Genomic DNA, 17,333 nt, shown 5'->3' on the forward strand with positions numbered 1-17,333 from the left:
TCTGAAAGGCAATCTTCAGACGGCCTGAGTATTTTGTGTGCAAAAAACAAAATGCTAAAGTAAAATAATACCTTTCCAAACCAATACGGCTATTGAAAATGTCCCAAACCATCTGCTTGAATATGATTGTCAAAAACGAAGCGGCAATCATCGAAGAAACACTGGCCAACATCACCGACCACATCAAACTTGACTACTACGTCATCAGCGATACCGGCTCGACCGATGATACCGTCGACGTGATCCGCCGCTTTTTCGAGGCAAAGGGCATCGCGGGCGAGATTCATCATGATGGTTGGCAAAATTTTGCATACAACCGCAATCAGGCTTTGAAACACGCAAAAGGTAAAACCGATTACGTGTTGATTTTTGATGCGGACGACCGCTTTGAAGGCAAATTGGAATTACCCGAGCTGACTGCCGACCGCTACCGCCTCCGCATGAGAAATGCTGCGGGCAGCGTGATTTATTACCGTCCGCTGTTGTTGCGCAATGACGGCACATTCTACTGGCGCGGCGTGTTGCACGAGTTTATCGAAACCGACAAACAAGATACCAGCGAAGCCACGCTTCATGGCGACTATACGGTTCTCAGCGGCCGTTTCGGCGCGCGCAGCAACATGGCGAACAAATACCTGCTTGACGCCGTTTCTTTGGAAAAAGCGTTTTACAGCCCCGAAGATGAAGACCTGAAACCGCGTTACGCCTTTTATGCGGCGCGCTCTTATTGGGATTCCGATATGCCCGAGCGTGCGAGCGAATGGTTTAAAAAACGCATCGAGTTGGGCGGTTGGGTCGAAGAAGTAACGGTTTCTTACCAACAGCTGGGCGAGTGCTACAAATTAATGGGCAAACGCGATGAAGCTTTGGCGACTTGGCTGGCAGGCTACGATTACAACCCGCGCCGAGCCGAGTGCCTCTACCTTGCGCAAACCATGCTGCGTCAGGAGGGAAAATACCGCATTTCCCATGCAATCGGCCTGATGGCGAAACGCATTCCGTTCCCGAAAGACGATATTCTTTTTGTCCAAAACAATGTTTATCAGTTGGACATCGACTATGAATTGTCGGTTACCGCCTATGCGGCCGGCGATTTGCGCCAAGGCTATGAGTCTTGCCGCCACTTGCTCTTGCTGAATGTACGCGAGGCATTGACCACGGTGACCATGCAAAATATGTGGCTCTACCGCGAACACGCGCAAACTGAAACGCGCGAAGTGTTGGAGCAGCTGGTGGCCGTCATGCAGCCTTATGCCGCGCAGGGCGGACGTTTGGCAGAAGTGACCGAATATTTTGCCGATATTTTGAAAAACCGTTAATCAGGACTTTGACCCAGCTATAAGGCCGTCTGAAAGGAAATTTTTTGAGCAAGCGCAATCTGTTTTCCGTCGATAAATCTTTGGAAAAGTCCGAACGCGTCCTCTTGGTCGGCGTGATGCTGACGGCGGACTATTCCGGCGCAAACGAAACGCGCGAGCGCGGCTTTCAGACGGCCTTGGCCGAAGCGGCAGAATTGGTGGGCGCGGCCGGCGGCGATTTGGTTTCTATCGAAACTTCACGCCGCGATAAGCCGCATCCAGCTTTGTTTGTCGGTACTGGCAAGGCGGAAGAGTTGGCGGCAGTGGTCAAGCAGCATGATGTCGGGCTGGTTGTGTTCAACCACGAACTCACGCCGACACAAGAGCGTAATCTGGAAAAAGAGCTTCAATGCCGCGTCCTTGACAGAGTGGGTTTGATTTTGGCGATTTTTGCCAAACGCGCCCAGTCGCAGGAAGGTAAGTTGCAGGTGGAACTGGCCCAGCTGAACCACTTGAGCGGACGGCTGGTGCGCGGTTATGGACATTTGCAAAGTCAGAAGGGCGGCATCGGCTTGAAAGGGCCGGGCGAAACCCAGCTGGAAACCGACCGCCGTTTAATCGGACAAAAAATTACGGCATTGAAAAAACAGCTTGCCGATGTCCGCAAACAACGCGCTACGCGCCGTAAATCGCGCATGAGCGGCCGTCTGAAAACTTTTGCCATTGTCGGCTATACCAATGCCGGAAAATCCAGCCTGTTCAACCGCTTGACCAAAGCGGACGTATTGGCGAAAGACCAGTTGTTCGCCACTTTGGATACCACTGCGCGCCGGCTTTTTCTGTCGCATGAGGCGAGCGTGATTTTGACCGATACCGTCGGCTTCGTCCGCGATTTGCCGCACAAGCTGGTGTCGGCGTTTTCCGCTACTTTGGAAGAGACAGCGATGGCGGATGTGCTACTGCACGTCGTTGATGCGTCCAATCCCGATTTTGAACGGCAGATGGACGATGTCAACGAGGTCTTGGAAGAAATCGGCGCGCATGAAATTCCGCAATTGGTGGTGTACAACAAAATCGATTTGCTGCCGTCGGGTATGCGTGAAGCAGGCATTTTGCGCGACAATTCCGGGCAGGCAGTCGGCGTGAATATTTCCGTTGCCGAAAGTTTGGGCTTGGACGGTTTGCGCGAAGCAATGATTGAATTGGCCGTACAGCCGAATGCTTGATGTTTAAATGAAACAAGGCCGTCTGAATCTTCAGACGGCCTTACCGTAAAATTTTAAATCTGAGGATTATGCCGACAGAGGGCTTTTCTTTTTGAACACGCTTTCGTAAAGCATCCAAGCGGCGAGGCTCAGGTATATGGTGCTGGACAAAATGCCGATAACGGCAAAAATAGGCATAAGGCGATCAATCATGGTGAGGTTTCCCAATAAGTTAGTTTTATAAGTAAATGTGTGTTTTTTGATTTCCGTCTTCGCGGAATGCCTAAAGTATGCTGCTTAAATGGATTGAGGTCAACAAAGAATGTATCGGGATTTTTAAAAAAGTTCCATTTTTACATTAAAATAATCGGAAGTTTTTAAAGATAAACGGTATTTATATATTACCGTTCATCGTTTGATGAACGGTCAATACTTTGTTTTCCATATTTTTTACAAAATCCGATAGCCTGGTAATTCAAAATTGAATGAAAAGAGGCGGAAAAACGCTTTTTGCTAAAATGTAACACCCTGGGACGGTTGTTTCAGGCCGTCTGAAAAATAAATCGAACACATGATGACATCTCCCACACATCCCCAAAAAAACTGTTTCCATTGCGGACTGGAAGTCCCTGAGCATCTGCATCTGACGGTTCGTTTTGAAGACGAAGAACATGAAACCTGCTGCGCCGGCTGCCAAGCGGTGGCGCAGAGTATTATCGATGCAGGTTTGGGCAATTATTACAAACAGCGTACCGCCGACGCGGAAAAATCCGAATTGCCGCCGCCGGAAGTGTTGTCGCAATTAAAGTTGTACGATTTGCCCGAAGTGCAGGCGGACTTTGTCGAGGTCGGCGTAGGGGATGAACGCGAGGCGGTATTGATGCTGGGCGGCATTACCTGCGCCGCGTGTGTGTGGCTGATTGAGCAGCAGTTGCTGCGTATGAAGGGCGTGGTGCGTGTGGATTTGAATTACAGCACCCACCGCTGCCGCGTGGTGTGGGACAGCGCCCACATCGAATTGTCGGATATTTTGCTGAAAATCCGCCAAACCGGTTATACCGCCGCGCCTTATGATGCGCAAAAAATCGAAGCGCAGGCGCAGAAAGAGCGCAAGCAGTTTATCGTCAGATTGGCCGTGGCCGGTCTGGGCATGATGCAGACGATGATGTTTGCCCTGCCGACTTATTTTTACGGCGGCGACATCGAGCCGCTTTATTTGGAAATCCTGCATTGGGGCGGCTTTTTGATGGTGTTGCCCGTTGTGTTTTACAGCGCGTTGCCGTTTTACCGCGGCGCATGGCGCGACTGGAAAAACCGCCGTGTCGGCATGGATACGCCGATTGCCATTGCCATTGTGATGACCTTTATCGCGGGTATTTACAGCCTGGCCACCAACGCAGGGCAGGGCATGTATTTTGAATCCATCGCCATGCTGCTGTTTTTCCTGTTGGGCGGGCGTTTTATGGAACAGATTGCCCGACGCAAAGCAGGCGATGCGGCGGAGCGGTTGGTCAAACTGGTTCCGGCATTTTGCCACCGTTTGCCGGCTTATCCGGAAAGCGAAGCCATCGAGGAAGCCGCAGTCGTCCGCCTCAATATAGGCGATACGATTGTTGTGAAGCCTGGCGAAGTCATTCCGGTGGACGGTACGGTTTTGTCCGGCGAGAGCGAAGTCAACGAAGCCATGTTGACCGGCGAAAGCCTGCCCATTGTGAAAAGGCCGTCTGAAAAAGTAACCGCCGGCACGCTCAACACCAGTAGCCCTTTAATCATCCGCACCGACCATACCGGCAGCAACACGCGCCTGTCCCATATCGTCAAACTGCTCGACCGCGCGCTGGCGCAAAAACCGCGTGCCGCCGAGTTGGCTGAAAAATACGCGTCCAGTTTTGTGTTTGGCGAACTCTTGCTTGCTATTCCCGTTTTTATCGGCTGGGCTTGGTATGCCGACGCGCACACCGCCTTATGGATTACCGTCGCCCTGCTGGTCATTACCTGCCCGTGTGCCTTGTCGCTCGCGACTCCGACCGCGCTGGCTGCTTCTACCGGTGCGCTGGCCAAAGACGGCATTCTCATCAGCGGCAAACAAAGCCTGGAAACGCTTGCCCAAATTGACGATGTCGTGTTCGACAAAACCGGTACGCTGACCAAAGGGCAGCTTTCCGTCAGCCGGATGTTGTCCGCAGGCCGTCTGAACGAAGCCCAAGCCCTTGCCGTTGCCCAAGCATTGGAACAGCAATCGGAACACCCCATCGCCCGTGCCATTTTAAACCATACGCTTTCAGACGACCCTGTATCCGCGCTTGATGTGAAAGTGCAGCAACGGGTCAACCGTATCGGACACGGTGTCAGCGCACAAATCGAATTGGATGGCGAAACCCAAGTTTGGGCTTTGGGCAAAGCGGCGTTTGTTGCGGAAATTGCCGGTAATCTGCCCGAAGCCTTTACCCATATCGACCACACAGGCAGCATTATTTTCTTGGGCAATCAAAGCGGTTTTCAGACGGCCTTTTTGCTGGAAGACCAAATCAAAGACAGCGCAGCTGAAATGTTGCAAAACCTGAAACAACACGGCATCCGTCTGCACCTTTTAAGCGGCGACCGTCAGGCTGCCGTCGCCCAAGTTGCGCAAGAGCTGGGTTTGGATGCCTATCGTGCCGAAGCCACGCCGGAAGACAAGCTGGCTTATGTAGAAAATCTGCAAAAACAAGGACGTAAAGTCATGATGATCGGCGACGGGATCAACGACGCCCCCGTCCTTGCCCAAGCCGACGTGTCGGCAGCCGTAGCCACGAGTGCCGATGTGGCGCGAGACGGTGCCGATGTGGTTTTGCTCAATGATGATTTGAACGTTTTGCCCGTGATGATGGAACAGGCACGCCGCACCCATCAAATCATCCGCCAAAACCTGACTTGGGCGAGCGCATACAATCTGGTTGCCGTTCCGCTGGCCGTATTTGGTTACGTGACCCCGTGGATCGCCGCGCTCGGCATGAGTTTCAGCTCGCTGCTGGTGTTGGGCAATGCCTTGAGATTGTTGAAAACCAAAAAGGCCGTCTGAAAACGGCCAATCCATTGCTCAAACGAAAGAATACGTCATGCCTAAAGTCACTTTTTATACACACGTCGCCCGACCGGCTGCCTTTGCCTGCCGCCTGATTGCGCGCGCCATACGCGATGGCGGGCAGATCTTGGTGTGGTCGGATTCCGCTGCGGCAGTGCAGCAACTCGACATTGATTTGTGGCAGCAAATTCCCGAAAGCTTTATTCCGCATGAAGTCTGGCTGCCTACCGACCTCATGCCGTCTGAAACGCCGGTATTGCTTGCGTTTGGAAATGCACTGCCGAATATTCCGAAAGATTGCACGGTTTTAAACCTGTCTGCCGATTTCTGGAGCCAAGCCCCGGCCATTCCAAACCGTATCCTTGAAATTGTGGGCAACAGCTTAGAAGATTTGGCCGAAGCCCGAGACCGTTTCCGAGCTTATCGTCAGAGCGGATTTGAGATTGAGCATTTTTCGAGAGAAGGAAAGGATTGAGTTTTGAAGATATTCAAGGCCGTCTGAATATAAACAAAGGGACATTTTGATGATGTCCCTTTGTTTTTTAGATTGATTATCGGAAGGCTTCATGCCATATGCCATAAAATATGAGGCAACAGCAGAAAGCGTAGAAATAGTGGAAAAAGCGTTCGAAAAAGGAAGTATTGGCAAGATACCATTGGACAGACTGATGGTGGTGTTGGGGATTTTTGAGGATTAAGATAGGGAAACGGGCAATCGAAGGTACGGCAAGCAAGTCAAACAGATTGAGGAAGACTGTAACCAATAATGAAAAACCGATTGTCTCATGAAATACGTCGAATGGTTGCAATGAAATGGTGTGTGCAAATAGGGAGGTCAGGGCAGATTTGTTGGACATCCATAAATAAAACAGCCCACCGATAGACAGGTAAAGCGCAAACCGGGCCCATATGGATAGTTTGCGTGGCAAATAAAGGATAAAGAATAAGTTGAGCAGGATAAAGAAAATAGGAAAAACTGATTTCATGGGTTTGTTTGCTTACAGTTTGGTATTTAAAGCTGCTAAGGGAAACGCATTATTGATTGTATGAAAGGCCGTCTGCCATTCTATTTTATGGCCGTCTGAAAAAGATTTGCGTAAGGGCAAGGATTTCAGACGGCCTTAAGTTTTTTGAAGTCAAAAAATGATGGTTTAGGATTCGGTTTTTGAGGCCGCGTTGGCGAAATAGCGGTTGGATACCGGATTGAAGATGAGGAGCAGCAAAACAGGGTGGAGTATGGATTGAATAATGATTTGTTGGGAACTATAGCTCGCCATATCGCTATACACCATGATCAACGAAGCGGCCGCCAGCACAACAGCCAGCCAACGGGCAGAACGCTTGCCTGAAAGCAGGCCGACGGCAATAAATACCGGCAAGGAAAGGAGTATGAAGTATAGGGGCATAGACAGCCACCAAGGCAGGAAAGGGAATGCCAAGGCTGCAACCTCTATCAGTACATCGCCCGAATAAATCGCCAGAGCAACAGTGATAAAGCAAGTAAGGGCAGTTAGGATGAAATAGAGAACGGTGGCGATGGTAACAGGGATTGGACGTTTCATGTAATAAAAGCCTTGGAGGGGATATCGGGGATAAGGATTAAAATCGGTATCGGCCAAACCTTGTCATTGAAGGCAATGGCCGTCTGAAAGCAGGCTATTCGTCTTTCTCAAATGAAGAAAGCTTGATGATGGCAGACTGGAAGACTGTAACCAAATAGAGCATGATAGGAAGGATGAGATACGTAAAAGGAATATCTGCGCGCAATAGTGCAATTAGAAAGGCAAGGTATAATGTCAGCAGGGCAAGGAAAATAACGCTTTTTTTCCATGTCGCTTGGCGGATTTCTTTTGCAGTCGGTTGCTTATAGCGGACTTTTTTGTGGCAGGTTGGACATTCTTTAATACTTTTTAATCCTTTGAATGCACTACCTCGAATCGGATTGGAACAATGCGGGCAAGAGAATGGGGACGGTTTCATTATTTTTTTATCGGGCTGGATAAGGCATTGCCCATCCGGAAAAGCGGGTTGGATGGGCAACGTATATGTTTATTCGTCTTTTTCAAAAGATGAAAGTTTGTTTTGAATCGGGATAATGTAGTAGACGAGAAAGCCGATAACTAATACCGTACTGATATATGGGGGGAATGTACCAAACAGGCTGATCATTATTGCCGCTACGATGCAGACAACGACTACAAAAATAGCGAAAGGTTTCAGCAAAGCTTTGAAATATTCGCCGACAGGCGGCTTTTTGAATTTGACTTTTTTATGGCAGGAAGGGCATTCTTTGACTGCGGCCAAACCTTTAACCAATCCGCCTTGGATCGGAGCATGGCAGTGAGGGCAGGGGAGAGAAGGATTAAGATTATTCATTGTATTCAATCTGACTTAGGGTTTGGAAAGGTGGTATCGATATTGCCGATACCACCGCTATTTATCGGAAACAATAGGCTTATTGGGAATATTTTTTACCTAAAGCTTCGGCTGCTTTTTGTAATTCTTGATTGGCTGTACGCAGGGTTTCTTGCAATTTTTGAGATTTGTCTTGGAAATCTTTGGCAAATTTGACTGCTTCTTTATCTTTACTATCGATAGTCAGTTCAGTAGCATACTTGCTTCCATAAATCATAAACTCATTAATTGTACTGTTGACTTGCACAGTTCGATCTAAAACTGCTTTGATTTCTGGATCTTTGATATCAATAGCAGCTGCACTTTGATGGAATTGTTCCAGTGCGGCAGTCAGTTTTTTTATCTGCTCGATAGTCTCGGCTTCTTTATTCTGTCTAGCCAACTGTTGCAATTCTTGACCTATTCGACCAATTTTTTGAGCTTCCTCACCAGTAATGAAGTTATTGAATTTTTGCAATTCGGCAAGACCGTCTGGAGATTTTTTATCGGAAATGACGATAGGTTCGGCCAGTTTAGGATCTGCTTCCGGGAATTCACTCAGGGCTTTTTCGTATTTGTTGGCCGGGCTAGATTCGCTTTGGGCAACTTGTTCTGCCGGTTTGTCGCTGCTGCCTTTATTGCCGGAGTCGCCGCAGGCTGCCAGTAGGGAAGCGGACAAGATTAGCATACCGAATTTGTTTAATACGTTCATATTAGGATTCCTTCTTAAGTTAGGGGAAACGGGGAAATTTGTTTTTATTGATGAGCGTAGACAATTATTTGTACTTTTGTTCTATTTTATTACAAATTTGTTTATTTTTCATAAATTAGGTTAAGTGGTATGTTTTTGGAATTAAACGGCAAAGATGGATGGTTATAAATTTTTGAATGCATAATGAAATTAACAAGGGTAATAAGGTTGGCTATGCTGTTTTGAACTAAAGTAGATTTTTTTATTAAGATATTGTTGGTTGATGCAATAGGAATAAAAAGGCCGTCTGAAACAATAAAGTTTCAGACGGCCTTTTGATTGGCAGGAATTAGTTGCCCAAGTCGAATGCTTTATGCAGAACGCGGGTGGCCAGTTCCATGTATTTTTCGTCAATCAGGACGGATACTTTGATTTCGGAAGTTGAAATCATTTGGATGTTGATGCCTTCTTCTGCGAGGGTGCGGAAGATTTTGGCGGCTACGCCGACGTGTGAACGCATGCCCAAGCCGACTGCGGAGACTTTGCATACGGTGTCGTCGCCGTCGATGTAGGCTGCGCCGATGCTGTCTTGACGTTGCTGCAGGATTTCGATGGTTTGCTTGTAGTCGCTGCGCGGTACGGTGAAGGAGAAGTCGGTTGTGCCTTCGCTACCGACATTTTGGATGATCATGTCGACTTCGATGTTGGCATCGGCAACTGCGCCGAGGATTTGGTAGGCAACGCCGGGTTTGTCGGGTACGCCGCGTACGTTGATGCGGGCTTGGTTTTTGTCGAATGCGATACCGGTTACGGCTGCTCTTTCCATGTTGTCGTCCTCTTCAAAGGTAATCAGGGTGCCGTCGCCGCCTTCTTGCAGGCTGCTGAGTACGCGCAGGCGCACTTTGTATTTTCCGGCGAATTCTACGGAGCGGATTTGTAAAACTTTTGAGCCGAGGCTGGCCAATTCGATCATTTCTTCGAATGTGATCGTGTCCATGCGGCGTGCTTCGGGTACGACGCGCGGGTCGGTGGTGTAAACGCCGTCTACGTCGGTATAAATTTGGCATTCATCGGCTTTGAGGGCTGCGGCAAGTGCAACGGCGGAGGTATCGGAGCCGCCGCGGCCGAGGGTTGAGATATTGCCTTCGCTGCTGATGCCTTGGAAACCGGCTACGATAACGACTTTGCCCTCGGCGAGGTCGGCACGCATTTTTTCGTCATCGATGCTTTCGATGCGGGCTTTGGTGTGGGAAGTGTCGGTTTTGAGGGCAACCTGCCAGCCGGTGTAGCTTTTGGCGTCAACGCCGATGTCTTTCAGGGCCATGGCCAGCAGGCCGATGGTCACTTGTTCGCCGGTGGCAAGGACGACGTCCAGCTCGCGCGGATCGGGATGTTCTTGCATTTCGTGCGCCAGGGCGACCAGTCGATTGGTTTCGCCGCTCATGGCGGATACGACGACTACGATGTCGTGTCCTTCGGCGCGGGCTTTGGCGACACGTTTGGCTACGTTTTTGATGCGTTCGGGCGAGCCTACTGATGTGCCGCCGTATTTATGTACGATTAACGCCATGTTTCGTGCTTTCTTGTGGGGTTTGTCGGGCAGCTTGGTTTGCTGGAAAAAGGGTTATTATTACTATTTTTTACATGAAATTCAAGGATGGGACGCGCTTTTTTGAGTAAATGCGCATAAATGGGCGGGGTTAAAAAAGGCCGTCTGAAATCTTTCAGACGGCCTTGCTGCTTATCGGGACAAAAGGGCGGCCTTTTGGTGTTGGACCAATTCGGCAATGCCTTTATGCGCGAGGGCAATGAGTTTGCCCAATTCTTCGATGCTGAACGGTGCGCCTTCGGCCGTACCTTGGATTTCGATGATTTTGCCGGATGCGGTCATGATAATGTTGACGTCGCTGTCGCAGCCTGAGTCTTCGGGATAGTCCAAGTCCAAAAGCGGTACGCCGCCCACCACGCCGGCGGAAACGGCGGCAACGGCTTCGCGGATGGGGTTTTCGCTGATGAGGCCGTCTGAAAGGAGTTTGTCCACGGCGATTTGCAGGGCAACGTAGGCGCCGGTAATGGAGGCGGTACGCGTGCCGCCGTCGGCTTGGATGACGTCGCAGTCAATCAGGATTTGGCGTTCGCCGAGTTTTTCCATATCGACGACGGCGCGCAGCGAGCGGCCGATCAGGCGTTGGATTTCTTGTGTGCGGCCGGACTGTTTGCCTGCGGCGGCCTCGCGGCGCATACGGGAGGCGGTGGAAGCCGGCAGCATACCGTATTCGGCCGTTACCCAGCCTTGTTCTTTACCGCGCAGGAACGGTGGGACATTTTCGTCGATGGAGGCGGTGCAAATCACTTTGGTGTTGCCACACTCGATAAGGCAGGAGCCGTCGGCGTGGGGGAGGAAGTTTGGGGTAATTTTGATGTTGCGCAGGCTGTCGGCGGCGCGGCCGGTGCGTGTGTAGTCGCTCATGATGGTCCTTTGGGGGAATAAAAAACAGGTTGCCTTGAATTATAGAGGAATTTGGCGGCAAAGGCCGTCTGAAAATCGGCGGTCGGGTGTGTTATAGTATCCGTACTTTCACTCGTATTTGAAAACGGAGTAAAACCATGGCTACAAGACGAAATATTCAAATCCACAGCATGACCGGCTTTGCCAATGCCGCAGGCGAATGCGGCGGCAAGCGGATTAATTTGGAAATCCGCGCGGTCAACCATCGTTATTTGGATGTCCAATTCCGTATGCCGGAAGAGTTGCGCTATTTAGAAGGCGCGTTGCGCGAGCAGATTGCCGCGGCCGTGGCGCGCGGTAAATTGGAATGCCGCATCCAGCTGCAGGATGCCTCCTCGGGCGGACAGACTTTGGAGGTCAATCAGGATTTGGTTGCCCAACTGGCGCATTTGAACAAAACTTGGCGCAAGGAGCATGATTTTGCCAAATTGAGCGTGGCCGATGTTTTGCGTTTTCCCGGCGTTTTGGCGGGTCAGGGCGAAGATGCCGAGGCTTTGGCCAAAGGTGTTAAAGATTTATTGACCAGCGCTTTGAAAGAGTTTGCAGCAGCCCGCAAACGCGAAGGCAAAAAACTGGGCGAACACCTGCTGCAACGTCTGGACGGCATGGAAGAGATTGTGGACGCTTTGAACGAATTGTTCCCCAGCCTTCTGCAGGCGCATATGGACAAAGTCAAAGCCCGTTTGGCAGAAGCCGTCGGCAATATCGACAACGACCGCTTGCAACAAGAATTTGCTTTATTCATCCAAAAATCCGATGTAGATGAGGAATTCAGCCGTTTGCGCACCCATATCGCCGAAGTGCGCCGCATCGTTACCGAAGGCAAGGGCAGCGTAGGCAAACGTTTGGATTTCCTGATGCAAGAGTTGAACCGCGAAGCCAATACCTTGGGCAGCAAAGCCATCGCCGCCGAATGCACGCAAGCGTCGGTTGAACTGAAAGTCTTAATCGAACAAATGCGCGAACAGGTTCAAAATATCGAATAAATCGATAACGAACGGATAAAACAAGGCCGTCTGAAAAGTTTCAGACGGCCTTAATGCTACTGTTTTGCTTTTGAAATTTGTTGCAAATCCCAAATCTGTATTAAAACAGGTGTAGATTGAGTGGAAAATCTAACAAATATCTTTGAATTTGAAAAAAGCTGGACAGGACTTAATAGTCTTTCAAAGTGCCATTATGATTCATCGGGCGTCAAATACCAAACCATAAATTTGTAAAAGCTACTCCAATGCCTTAGCTGATCTGTACCTAGCAAGTGTTGCTCACCCAAGCCACAATCCCAAACGCTATTATCTTCAGTATTGTAAAAATAACCCCCTTCTCCTTCCCCGGTTGTAAAGAGAATATAATTTTTTGGGATATCCCAATACTCATGAGCCATGATTGCTCCATCAAAGCTGTCAGGTGAACATGGATCAACAAGTTCACTATAGCTACCAATTAGTGATCCTAAAAAATATTTGGTATAAAGCTCATAAAATTCACTATCAGGTCTTACGCCCAAAGATAATAAAACATCATGGGTAAGTTTTTGGTCATCTAAATTTTTCTTTATTATTTCAGGATGTTTCTGCTGAGATAATAACAACTCAACCTGCTCTTTTAAATTCATTTTTTATTTCCTTTTAAGTTGTTGTAATTTAACTTCCCTGTATCGCTTTGGTCTTTTGCAAAATTAAATTGGAGGCATTTAAAACATAAGACATCACTATTTTTCTGGCTGCAAAGACTACTTGATACTTATAAGCTACGATTGTCGTTATATTTTATGTTTAATTTGATGAAATGACAGTTTTTCTATTTTCATTGTCAGAGTTATATGAATAAGTTAATATCTGTTAACTTATGGCAATTATTGTCATGATAAGAACATACAAAGGAGTAAAAACATGAACTTTCTGACCGCAGTCAGTCGGCAAATGACCCGCTTCACCGCCCTGATCATCATTCTTGCCTCTATTATCGCCTTTATCGAACCTGCTACGTTTTCATGGGTAAAAGGCGATACGCAAGTCGTTGTACTCGGCATCATCATGCTCGGCATGGGCATGACTTTGGGTAAGGAAGATTATCAAATTCTGGCGCAACGTCCGCTCGATATTTTTATCGGCGCAATCGCCCAATACACGATTATGCCCCTGCTCGCCATCGGCATTGCCAAAGCCTTCAATCTTTCACCCGGATTGACGCTGGGTCTGGTTTTGGTCGGTACCTGTCCGGGTGGCGTTTCGTCCAATATCATGAGTTTTTTGGCTAAAGGCGATGTTGCTTTTTCAGTCGGCATGACCACGGTTTCCACCGTCCTCGCGCCTGTGATAACGCCGCTGTGGATGACTTATTTGGTCGGACAAACCGTCGAAATGGACGGCTGGGGTATGTTCAAATTTATGCTGCTTGTAACGCTTTTGCCTGTTGTCATTGGTTCGGTGGCCAATATTTTGCTGCACAAAAAACACTGGTTTGAAGACGTGCGCGCGATTATGCCGGCTGTTGCCGTTGCCGCATTCGCGTGTATTGTCGGCGGCGTTGCGGCCGTCCACGGCCACCGTTTCGCCGAATCCGCCTTCGTTATGGTACTCGCCATCGCTGCCCACAATATCGGCGGCTATATCCTCGGCTATTACAGCGGCGCGTTAACCGGCATGAATACTGCTAAAAAACGCACCCTTGCCATCGAAGTCGGCGTACAAAATGCCGGACTTGCCACCGGTTTGAGCGCCAAATTTTTCCCCGGCAATGCCGAGTCTGCCGTTGCCGCCGCCGTTGCCTGCGTTTGGCACTCTGTATCGGGAACGATTTTGGGCAATTTGTTTGCCTGGTGGGACAAGCGTCAGCAATAAGCCGGTAAACATTGCCAAATAATAAAAGGCCGTCTGAAAAGGTTTCAGACGGCCTTTTGATTGTTTTTGAAATCAATGCGCTTTATGTGTCGTGCCGTACACGATTTTGTCCGTTAACGCCATGGCAAGGGCGGAAATCAGGAAACAGATGTGGGTAATGCACTGCCACATCATTTGTTTTTCGGTCAGGTTGGCGGCGTTGAGGAAGGTTTGCAGCAGATGGATGGAGGAAATGCTGATGATGGACATCGACAGCTTAACCTTCAAAACCGATGCGTTAACATGGCTGAGCCATTCGGGCTGGTCGGGGTGTTCGTTAACGTGGAGGCGGGAAACGAAGGTTTCGTAGCCGCCGATAATGACCATGGTCAGCAGATTGGCAATCATCACAACGTCAATCAGGTTTAACACGGCCATCATGATGGTGTTTTCATCCATGATGCCGAGATTGGTGACCAAATGCCATAAGGATTTGAGGAATTTGTAGGCGTAAATGCCTTGGGCGACAATCAAGCCCAGATAAATCGGCAGTTGCAGCCAGCGGCTGGCGAAAATGAAATGCGCGAAGATGCCCATTCGGTCGCGGGGCGTGTGTTTGGTCGGGGTAGAATGTTCCATAATATGTTGTGTTCGGGAAAGATAGGGGGCGGCATTTTAATGGAAAAATTTTCAAGCCGCAATCTTATTAGTGGCTGAATTTAAAAAGAAAGGCCGTCTGAAAACAGGATGTCGGCTTTTTGTTTTCAGACGGCCTTGTAGGTTGTCAGGTCGGGCAAACACGCGCAAAATCGCTTTGCTTTTTAGAGATGGACATTATGCTTGCAGATTCGTTTTTTTATTATCTGGTGTTGGTCGGCTTTGCCGCCGGGCTGATGGATGCGGCGGTTGGCGGCGGCGGGCTGTTGCAGATTCCCGGATTGTTCAACCTATTGCCAAACGCTACGCCTGTAGCTTCAGTGATGGGCATCAATAAATTCGCTTCCTGTTGCGGCACGCTGACTGCGATGGGGCAATACCTGCGCCGAATCCCCGTGCCGTGGAAAATGCTGCTGCCTGCCGCGGCGTTGGCGTTTGCCGCTTCATATTTGGGCGCGAAAACGGTGGTGTATTTCCCCGTGCAATACATGAAACCGGCAATGCTGGTCATCATGATTGCCATGTGCCTGTACACTTTTTTGAAAAAAGACTTGGGGCAGACGGCGCGCACTGAAAAGCTGACGCGCCGCGAAACTTTATGGGGCTTGTTTTTCGGCGCATTAATCGGGTTTTACGACGGCGTGTTCGGGCCGGGGACGGGCAGCCTGCTGGCTTTTGTGTTCGTCCGCTTTTACGGCTATGATTTTTTAGCGGCTAACGCCTCGGCAAAGGTCATCAATTCGACCACCAATCTTGCCACACTGACGTTTTTTATTCCGCAAGGCCATGTCGTGTGGGCATGGGCAATACCGTTGGCGGTGGCGAATTTGTGCGGCGGCGTGGTCGGCGCGCGCTTGGCAATACGCGGCGGAACTAAATTACTGCGTTACGGGTTTATGTTGCTGCTGTGCCTGACCATTGGAAAGTTTGCCTGGGATTTATTGGGTTGATATCGAATGAAAAAAAGGCCGTCTGAAATTTTCAGACGGCCTTTGCGTTTTACAGTTTAACCGAATGCTCGCGCGTTTCGTGGAATACGATGTCCGGCCAGCGTTCCTGCGTCAGATTTAAGTTGACGCGGTTAGGCGCGAGGTAGGCGAGGTTGCCGCCAGCGTCTATCGCCAGATTGCCTGCGTTGGCTTTTTCAAATTCCGCCAGCTTTTTCTTGTCTTCGCACGATACCCAGCGCGCCGACCAGATGGATGCGTTGTCAAACACGGCTTCTACGCCGTATTCGTTGGCCAGCCGCGAGGTAACGACTTCAAACTGCAACACGCCGACCGCGCCCAAAATCAAATCCGCGCCGCTCATCGGTTTGAAGACCTGCACCGCGCCTTCTTCGCCGAGCTGTTGCAAGCCTTTTTGCAGTTGCTTGATTTTTAGAGGGTTTTTGATGCGGACGCTGCGGAACAGTTCGGGCGCGAAGAAAGGGATGCCGGTGAACGCCAGTTGTTCGCCTTCGGAGAAACTGTCGCCGATTTGGATGTTGCCGTGGTTCGGGATACCGATGATGTCGCCGGCGTAGGCTTCTTCCACCAGCTCGCGGTCGTGCGACATGAAGGTTACCACGCTGGAGGCGGCGATTTCGCGGTTGATGCGCAGGTGTTTCATTTTCATGCCGCGCTCGAATTTGCCGGAGCAGACGCGCAAGAAGGCGATGCGGTCGCGGTGTTTCGGGTCCATATTGGCTTGGATTTTAAAGATAAATCCGGAAAACTTCGGCTCGTCCGGCTCGACCATGCGTACGGTCGCATCGCGCGGTTTCGGCGCGGGCGCCCATTCAATCAATGAATTGAGGATTTCCTGAATACCGAAGTTGTTAATCGCAGAGCCGAAGAATACGGGCGTGAGTTCGCCGGCGAGGAATTCGTCGAGATTGAACTCGTTGGAAGCGGCCTGCACCAATTCGATTTCGTCGCGCAACTGTTGGATTTCCAACGGAAAGCGTTGTTCCAATTCGGGATTGTCGATGCCTTTGATGATGTCGAACTCGTGCGGCAGGCGTTCGCCGCCCGCTTCAAAGAGATAGATTTCATCGTTCAGGATGTGGTACACGCCTTTGAAGTTTTTGCCCATGCCGATCGGCCAGGTTACGGGCGCGCAGCGGATTTGCAGGATGTTTTCCACTTCGTCCAGTAATTCCAAAGAATCGCGCACTTCGCGGTCGTATTTGTTCATGAACGTCACAATCGGCGTATTGCGCAGGCGGCAGACGTTCAAGAGTTTGATGGTTTGCGCTTCCACGCCTTTTGCCGCGTCGATGACCATCAAGGCGCTGTCCACGGCGGTCAAAACGCGGTAGGTGTCTTCGGAGAAGTCTTGGTGTCCCGGCGTGTCCAAGAGGTTGACGGTGTGGTCTTTGTAGTCGAACTGCATTACGGACGAAGCCACGGAAATGCCGCGCTGCTTCTCGATTTCCATCCAGTCGGAAGTAGCAAATTTGCCGGTTTTCTTGCCTTTTACCGTACCCGCGCTTTGAATCGCACCTGAAAACAGCAACAGTTTTTCGGTCAGCGTGGTTTTACCTGCGTCAGGGTGGGAGATGATGGCAAACGTGCGGCGGCGGCGCACTTGGTCGAGGATTTCTTGGGACATGGTTTTCTTTGCAAAAAGTTTCAGGCCGCTTTTTCAGACGGCCTGAAGGATATGGGTGTTGGGAAACAGGCTAAAATAAGGGCGTGTGCGACACGCCC

Annotated in this window: 18 protein-coding genes; 7 read left to right on the forward strand and 11 right to left on the reverse strand. The window is 49.8% G+C overall.

Annotated features, from left to right (window positions below; genetic code table 11):
* Positions 1-98 precede the first annotated feature (98 nt).
* Both FOC66_RS00630 and hflX read left to right on the forward strand, forming a co-directional pair.
* The gene (locus FOC66_RS00630; RefSeq protein ID WP_231288056.1) at positions 99-1,319 is read left to right on the forward strand and encodes a glycosyltransferase; all 1,221 of its coding nucleotides are present in this window, start codon (positions 99-101) and stop codon (positions 1,317-1,319) included.
* A gap of 44 nt (positions 1,320-1,363) precedes the next feature.
* Positions 1,364-2,524 (forward strand): GTPase HflX, encoded by a 1,161-nt coding sequence (gene hflX / locus FOC66_RS00635; RefSeq protein WP_003745635.1) that lies wholly within the window; start codon positions 1,364-1,366, stop codon positions 2,522-2,524.
* A gap of 66 nt (positions 2,525-2,590) precedes the next feature.
* Here hflX and FOC66_RS10800 read toward each other — a convergent pair whose 3' ends face one another.
* Complete coding sequence (locus FOC66_RS10800; RefSeq protein WP_269208294.1) at positions 2,591-2,716, reverse strand: hypothetical protein; 126 nt, start codon at positions 2,714-2,716, stop codon at positions 2,591-2,593.
* A 361-nt stretch (positions 2,717-3,077) separates the two neighbouring features.
* Between FOC66_RS10800 and FOC66_RS00640 the strand changes: the two genes are divergently transcribed.
* Both FOC66_RS00640 and FOC66_RS00645 read left to right on the forward strand, forming a co-directional pair.
* A complete protein-coding gene (locus FOC66_RS00640; RefSeq protein WP_003745637.1) occupies positions 3,078-5,564 on the forward strand; it encodes a heavy metal translocating P-type ATPase in 2,487 nt (828 codons plus the stop codon).
* 37 nt (positions 5,565-5,601) lie between these two features.
* Positions 5,602-6,042: a DNA polymerase III subunit chi gene (locus FOC66_RS00645; RefSeq protein WP_003745639.1), complete on the forward strand. Its 441-nt coding sequence runs from the start codon at positions 5,602-5,604 to the stop codon at positions 6,040-6,042.
* Positions 6,043-6,118: 76 nt separating this feature from the next.
* Here FOC66_RS00645 and FOC66_RS00650 read toward each other — a convergent pair whose 3' ends face one another.
* From FOC66_RS00650 to rph, 7 genes are all read right to left on the reverse strand, one after another.
* Positions 6,119-6,553, reverse strand: a complete 435-nt coding sequence (locus FOC66_RS00650) for a hypothetical protein (RefSeq protein WP_036493519.1) — start codon at positions 6,551-6,553, stop codon at positions 6,119-6,121.
* Between the two features lie 165 nt (positions 6,554-6,718).
* On the reverse strand, positions 6,719-7,129 hold the full coding sequence (locus tag FOC66_RS00655) for a hypothetical protein (RefSeq protein WP_003745642.1): 411 nt from the start codon (positions 7,127-7,129) through the stop codon (positions 6,719-6,721).
* A 94-nt stretch (positions 7,130-7,223) separates the two neighbouring features.
* On the reverse strand, positions 7,224-7,547 hold the full coding sequence (locus tag FOC66_RS00660) for a hypothetical protein (RefSeq protein ID WP_003745643.1): 324 nt from the start codon (positions 7,545-7,547) through the stop codon (positions 7,224-7,226).
* Positions 7,548-7,616: 69 nt separating this feature from the next.
* The gene (locus tag FOC66_RS00665) at positions 7,617-7,943 is read right to left on the reverse strand and encodes a purine permease (RefSeq protein WP_231288058.1); all 327 of its coding nucleotides are present in this window, start codon (positions 7,941-7,943) and stop codon (positions 7,617-7,619) included.
* A gap of 79 nt (positions 7,944-8,022) precedes the next feature.
* Entirely contained in the window at positions 8,023-8,673 is a 651-nt protein-coding gene (locus FOC66_RS00670; protein WP_003745647.1) for a hypothetical protein, read from the reverse strand.
* 328 nt (positions 8,674-9,001) lie between these two features.
* Positions 9,002-10,222: an aspartate kinase gene (locus tag FOC66_RS00675; protein WP_003745649.1), complete on the reverse strand. Its 1,221-nt coding sequence runs from the start codon at positions 10,220-10,222 to the stop codon at positions 9,002-9,004.
* Positions 10,223-10,393: 171 nt separating this feature from the next.
* Positions 10,394-11,122: a ribonuclease PH gene (rph, locus tag FOC66_RS00680; RefSeq protein ID WP_003745651.1), complete on the reverse strand. Its 729-nt coding sequence runs from the start codon at positions 11,120-11,122 to the stop codon at positions 10,394-10,396.
* Between the two features lie 137 nt (positions 11,123-11,259).
* Between rph and FOC66_RS00685 the strand changes: the two genes are divergently transcribed.
* Positions 11,260-12,147, forward strand: coding sequence for a YicC/YloC family endoribonuclease (locus FOC66_RS00685; protein WP_223169056.1), 888 nt, complete (start codon positions 11,260-11,262; stop codon positions 12,145-12,147).
* Positions 12,148-12,338: 191 nt separating this feature from the next.
* Here FOC66_RS00685 and FOC66_RS00690 read toward each other — a convergent pair whose 3' ends face one another.
* Positions 12,339-12,776 carry a hypothetical protein gene (locus FOC66_RS00690; RefSeq protein ID WP_003745654.1) on the reverse strand — a complete coding sequence of 146 codons (438 nt, stop codon included), beginning with the start codon at positions 12,774-12,776 and terminating at the stop codon, positions 12,339-12,341.
* A gap of 277 nt (positions 12,777-13,053) precedes the next feature.
* Here FOC66_RS00690 and FOC66_RS00695 point away from each other — a divergent pair, with 277 nt between their 5' ends.
* Positions 13,054-14,004 (forward strand): bile acid:sodium symporter family protein, encoded by a 951-nt coding sequence (locus FOC66_RS00695; RefSeq protein WP_003745657.1) that lies wholly within the window; start codon positions 13,054-13,056, stop codon positions 14,002-14,004.
* Between the two features lie 72 nt (positions 14,005-14,076).
* On the opposite strand, the gene FOC66_RS00700 is transcribed toward FOC66_RS00695, so the two are convergent.
* The gene (locus tag FOC66_RS00700; protein WP_003745659.1) at positions 14,077-14,622 is read right to left on the reverse strand and encodes a TIGR00645 family protein; all 546 of its coding nucleotides are present in this window, start codon (positions 14,620-14,622) and stop codon (positions 14,077-14,079) included.
* Between the two features lie 197 nt (positions 14,623-14,819).
* Here FOC66_RS00700 and FOC66_RS00705 point away from each other — a divergent pair, with 197 nt between their 5' ends.
* A complete protein-coding gene (locus tag FOC66_RS00705; RefSeq protein WP_003745661.1) occupies positions 14,820-15,590 on the forward strand; it encodes a sulfite exporter TauE/SafE family protein in 771 nt (256 codons plus the stop codon).
* A 49-nt stretch (positions 15,591-15,639) separates the two neighbouring features.
* On the opposite strand, the gene FOC66_RS00710 is transcribed toward FOC66_RS00705, so the two are convergent.
* Positions 15,640-17,235 (reverse strand): peptide chain release factor 3, encoded by a 1,596-nt coding sequence (locus FOC66_RS00710; protein WP_003745662.1) that lies wholly within the window; start codon positions 17,233-17,235, stop codon positions 15,640-15,642.
* Positions 17,236-17,333: the final 98 nt, after the last annotated feature.

The organism is Neisseria mucosa (assembly GCF_013267835.1).
In the GTDB taxonomy this organism is placed as follows: domain Bacteria; phylum Pseudomonadota; class Gammaproteobacteria; order Burkholderiales; family Neisseriaceae; genus Neisseria.

Bases quoted from the DNA above. Each gene is read 5' to 3' on its own strand.
- FOC66_RS00630 (WP_231288056.1), top strand. From the start codon at position 99: ATGTCCCAAACCATCTGCTTGAATATGATTGTCAAAAACGAAGCGGCA.
- FOC66_RS10800 (WP_269208294.1), bottom strand. From the start codon at position 2,716: ATGATTGATCGCCTTATGCCTATTTTTGCCGTTATCGGCATTTTGTCC.
- FOC66_RS00640 (WP_003745637.1), top strand. From the start codon at position 3,078: ATGACATCTCCCACACATCCCCAAAAAAACTGTTTCCATTGCGGACTG.
- FOC66_RS00645 (WP_003745639.1), top strand. From the start codon at position 5,602: ATGCCTAAAGTCACTTTTTATACACACGTCGCCCGACCGGCTGCCTTT.
- FOC66_RS00650 (WP_036493519.1), bottom strand. From the start codon at position 6,553: ATGAAATCAGTTTTTCCTATTTTCTTTATCCTGCTCAACTTATTCTTT.
- FOC66_RS00655 (WP_003745642.1), bottom strand. From the start codon at position 7,129: ATGAAACGTCCAATCCCTGTTACCATCGCCACCGTTCTCTATTTCATC.
- FOC66_RS00660 (WP_003745643.1), bottom strand. From the start codon at position 7,547: ATGAAACCGTCCCCATTCTCTTGCCCGCATTGTTCCAATCCGATTCGA.
- FOC66_RS00665 (WP_231288058.1), bottom strand. From the start codon at position 7,943: ATGAATAATCTTAATCCTTCTCTCCCCTGCCCTCACTGCCATGCTCCG.
- FOC66_RS00670 (WP_003745647.1), bottom strand. From the start codon at position 8,673: ATGAACGTATTAAACAAATTCGGTATGCTAATCTTGTCCGCTTCCCTA.
- FOC66_RS00675 (WP_003745649.1), bottom strand. From the start codon at position 10,222: ATGGCGTTAATCGTACATAAATACGGCGGCACATCAGTAGGCTCGCCC.
- rph (WP_003745651.1), bottom strand. From the start codon at position 11,122: ATGAGCGACTACACACGCACCGGCCGCGCCGCCGACAGCCTGCGCAAC.
- FOC66_RS00685 (WP_223169056.1), top strand. From the start codon at position 11,260: ATGGCTACAAGACGAAATATTCAAATCCACAGCATGACCGGCTTTGCC.
- FOC66_RS00690 (WP_003745654.1), bottom strand. From the start codon at position 12,776: ATGAATTTAAAAGAGCAGGTTGAGTTGTTATTATCTCAGCAGAAACAT.
- FOC66_RS00695 (WP_003745657.1), top strand. From the start codon at position 13,054: ATGAACTTTCTGACCGCAGTCAGTCGGCAAATGACCCGCTTCACCGCC.
- FOC66_RS00700 (WP_003745659.1), bottom strand. From the start codon at position 14,622: ATGGAACATTCTACCCCGACCAAACACACGCCCCGCGACCGAATGGGC.
- FOC66_RS00705 (WP_003745661.1), top strand. From the start codon at position 14,820: ATGCTTGCAGATTCGTTTTTTTATTATCTGGTGTTGGTCGGCTTTGCC.
- FOC66_RS00710 (WP_003745662.1), bottom strand. From the start codon at position 17,235: ATGTCCCAAGAAATCCTCGACCAAGTGCGCCGCCGCCGCACGTTTGCC.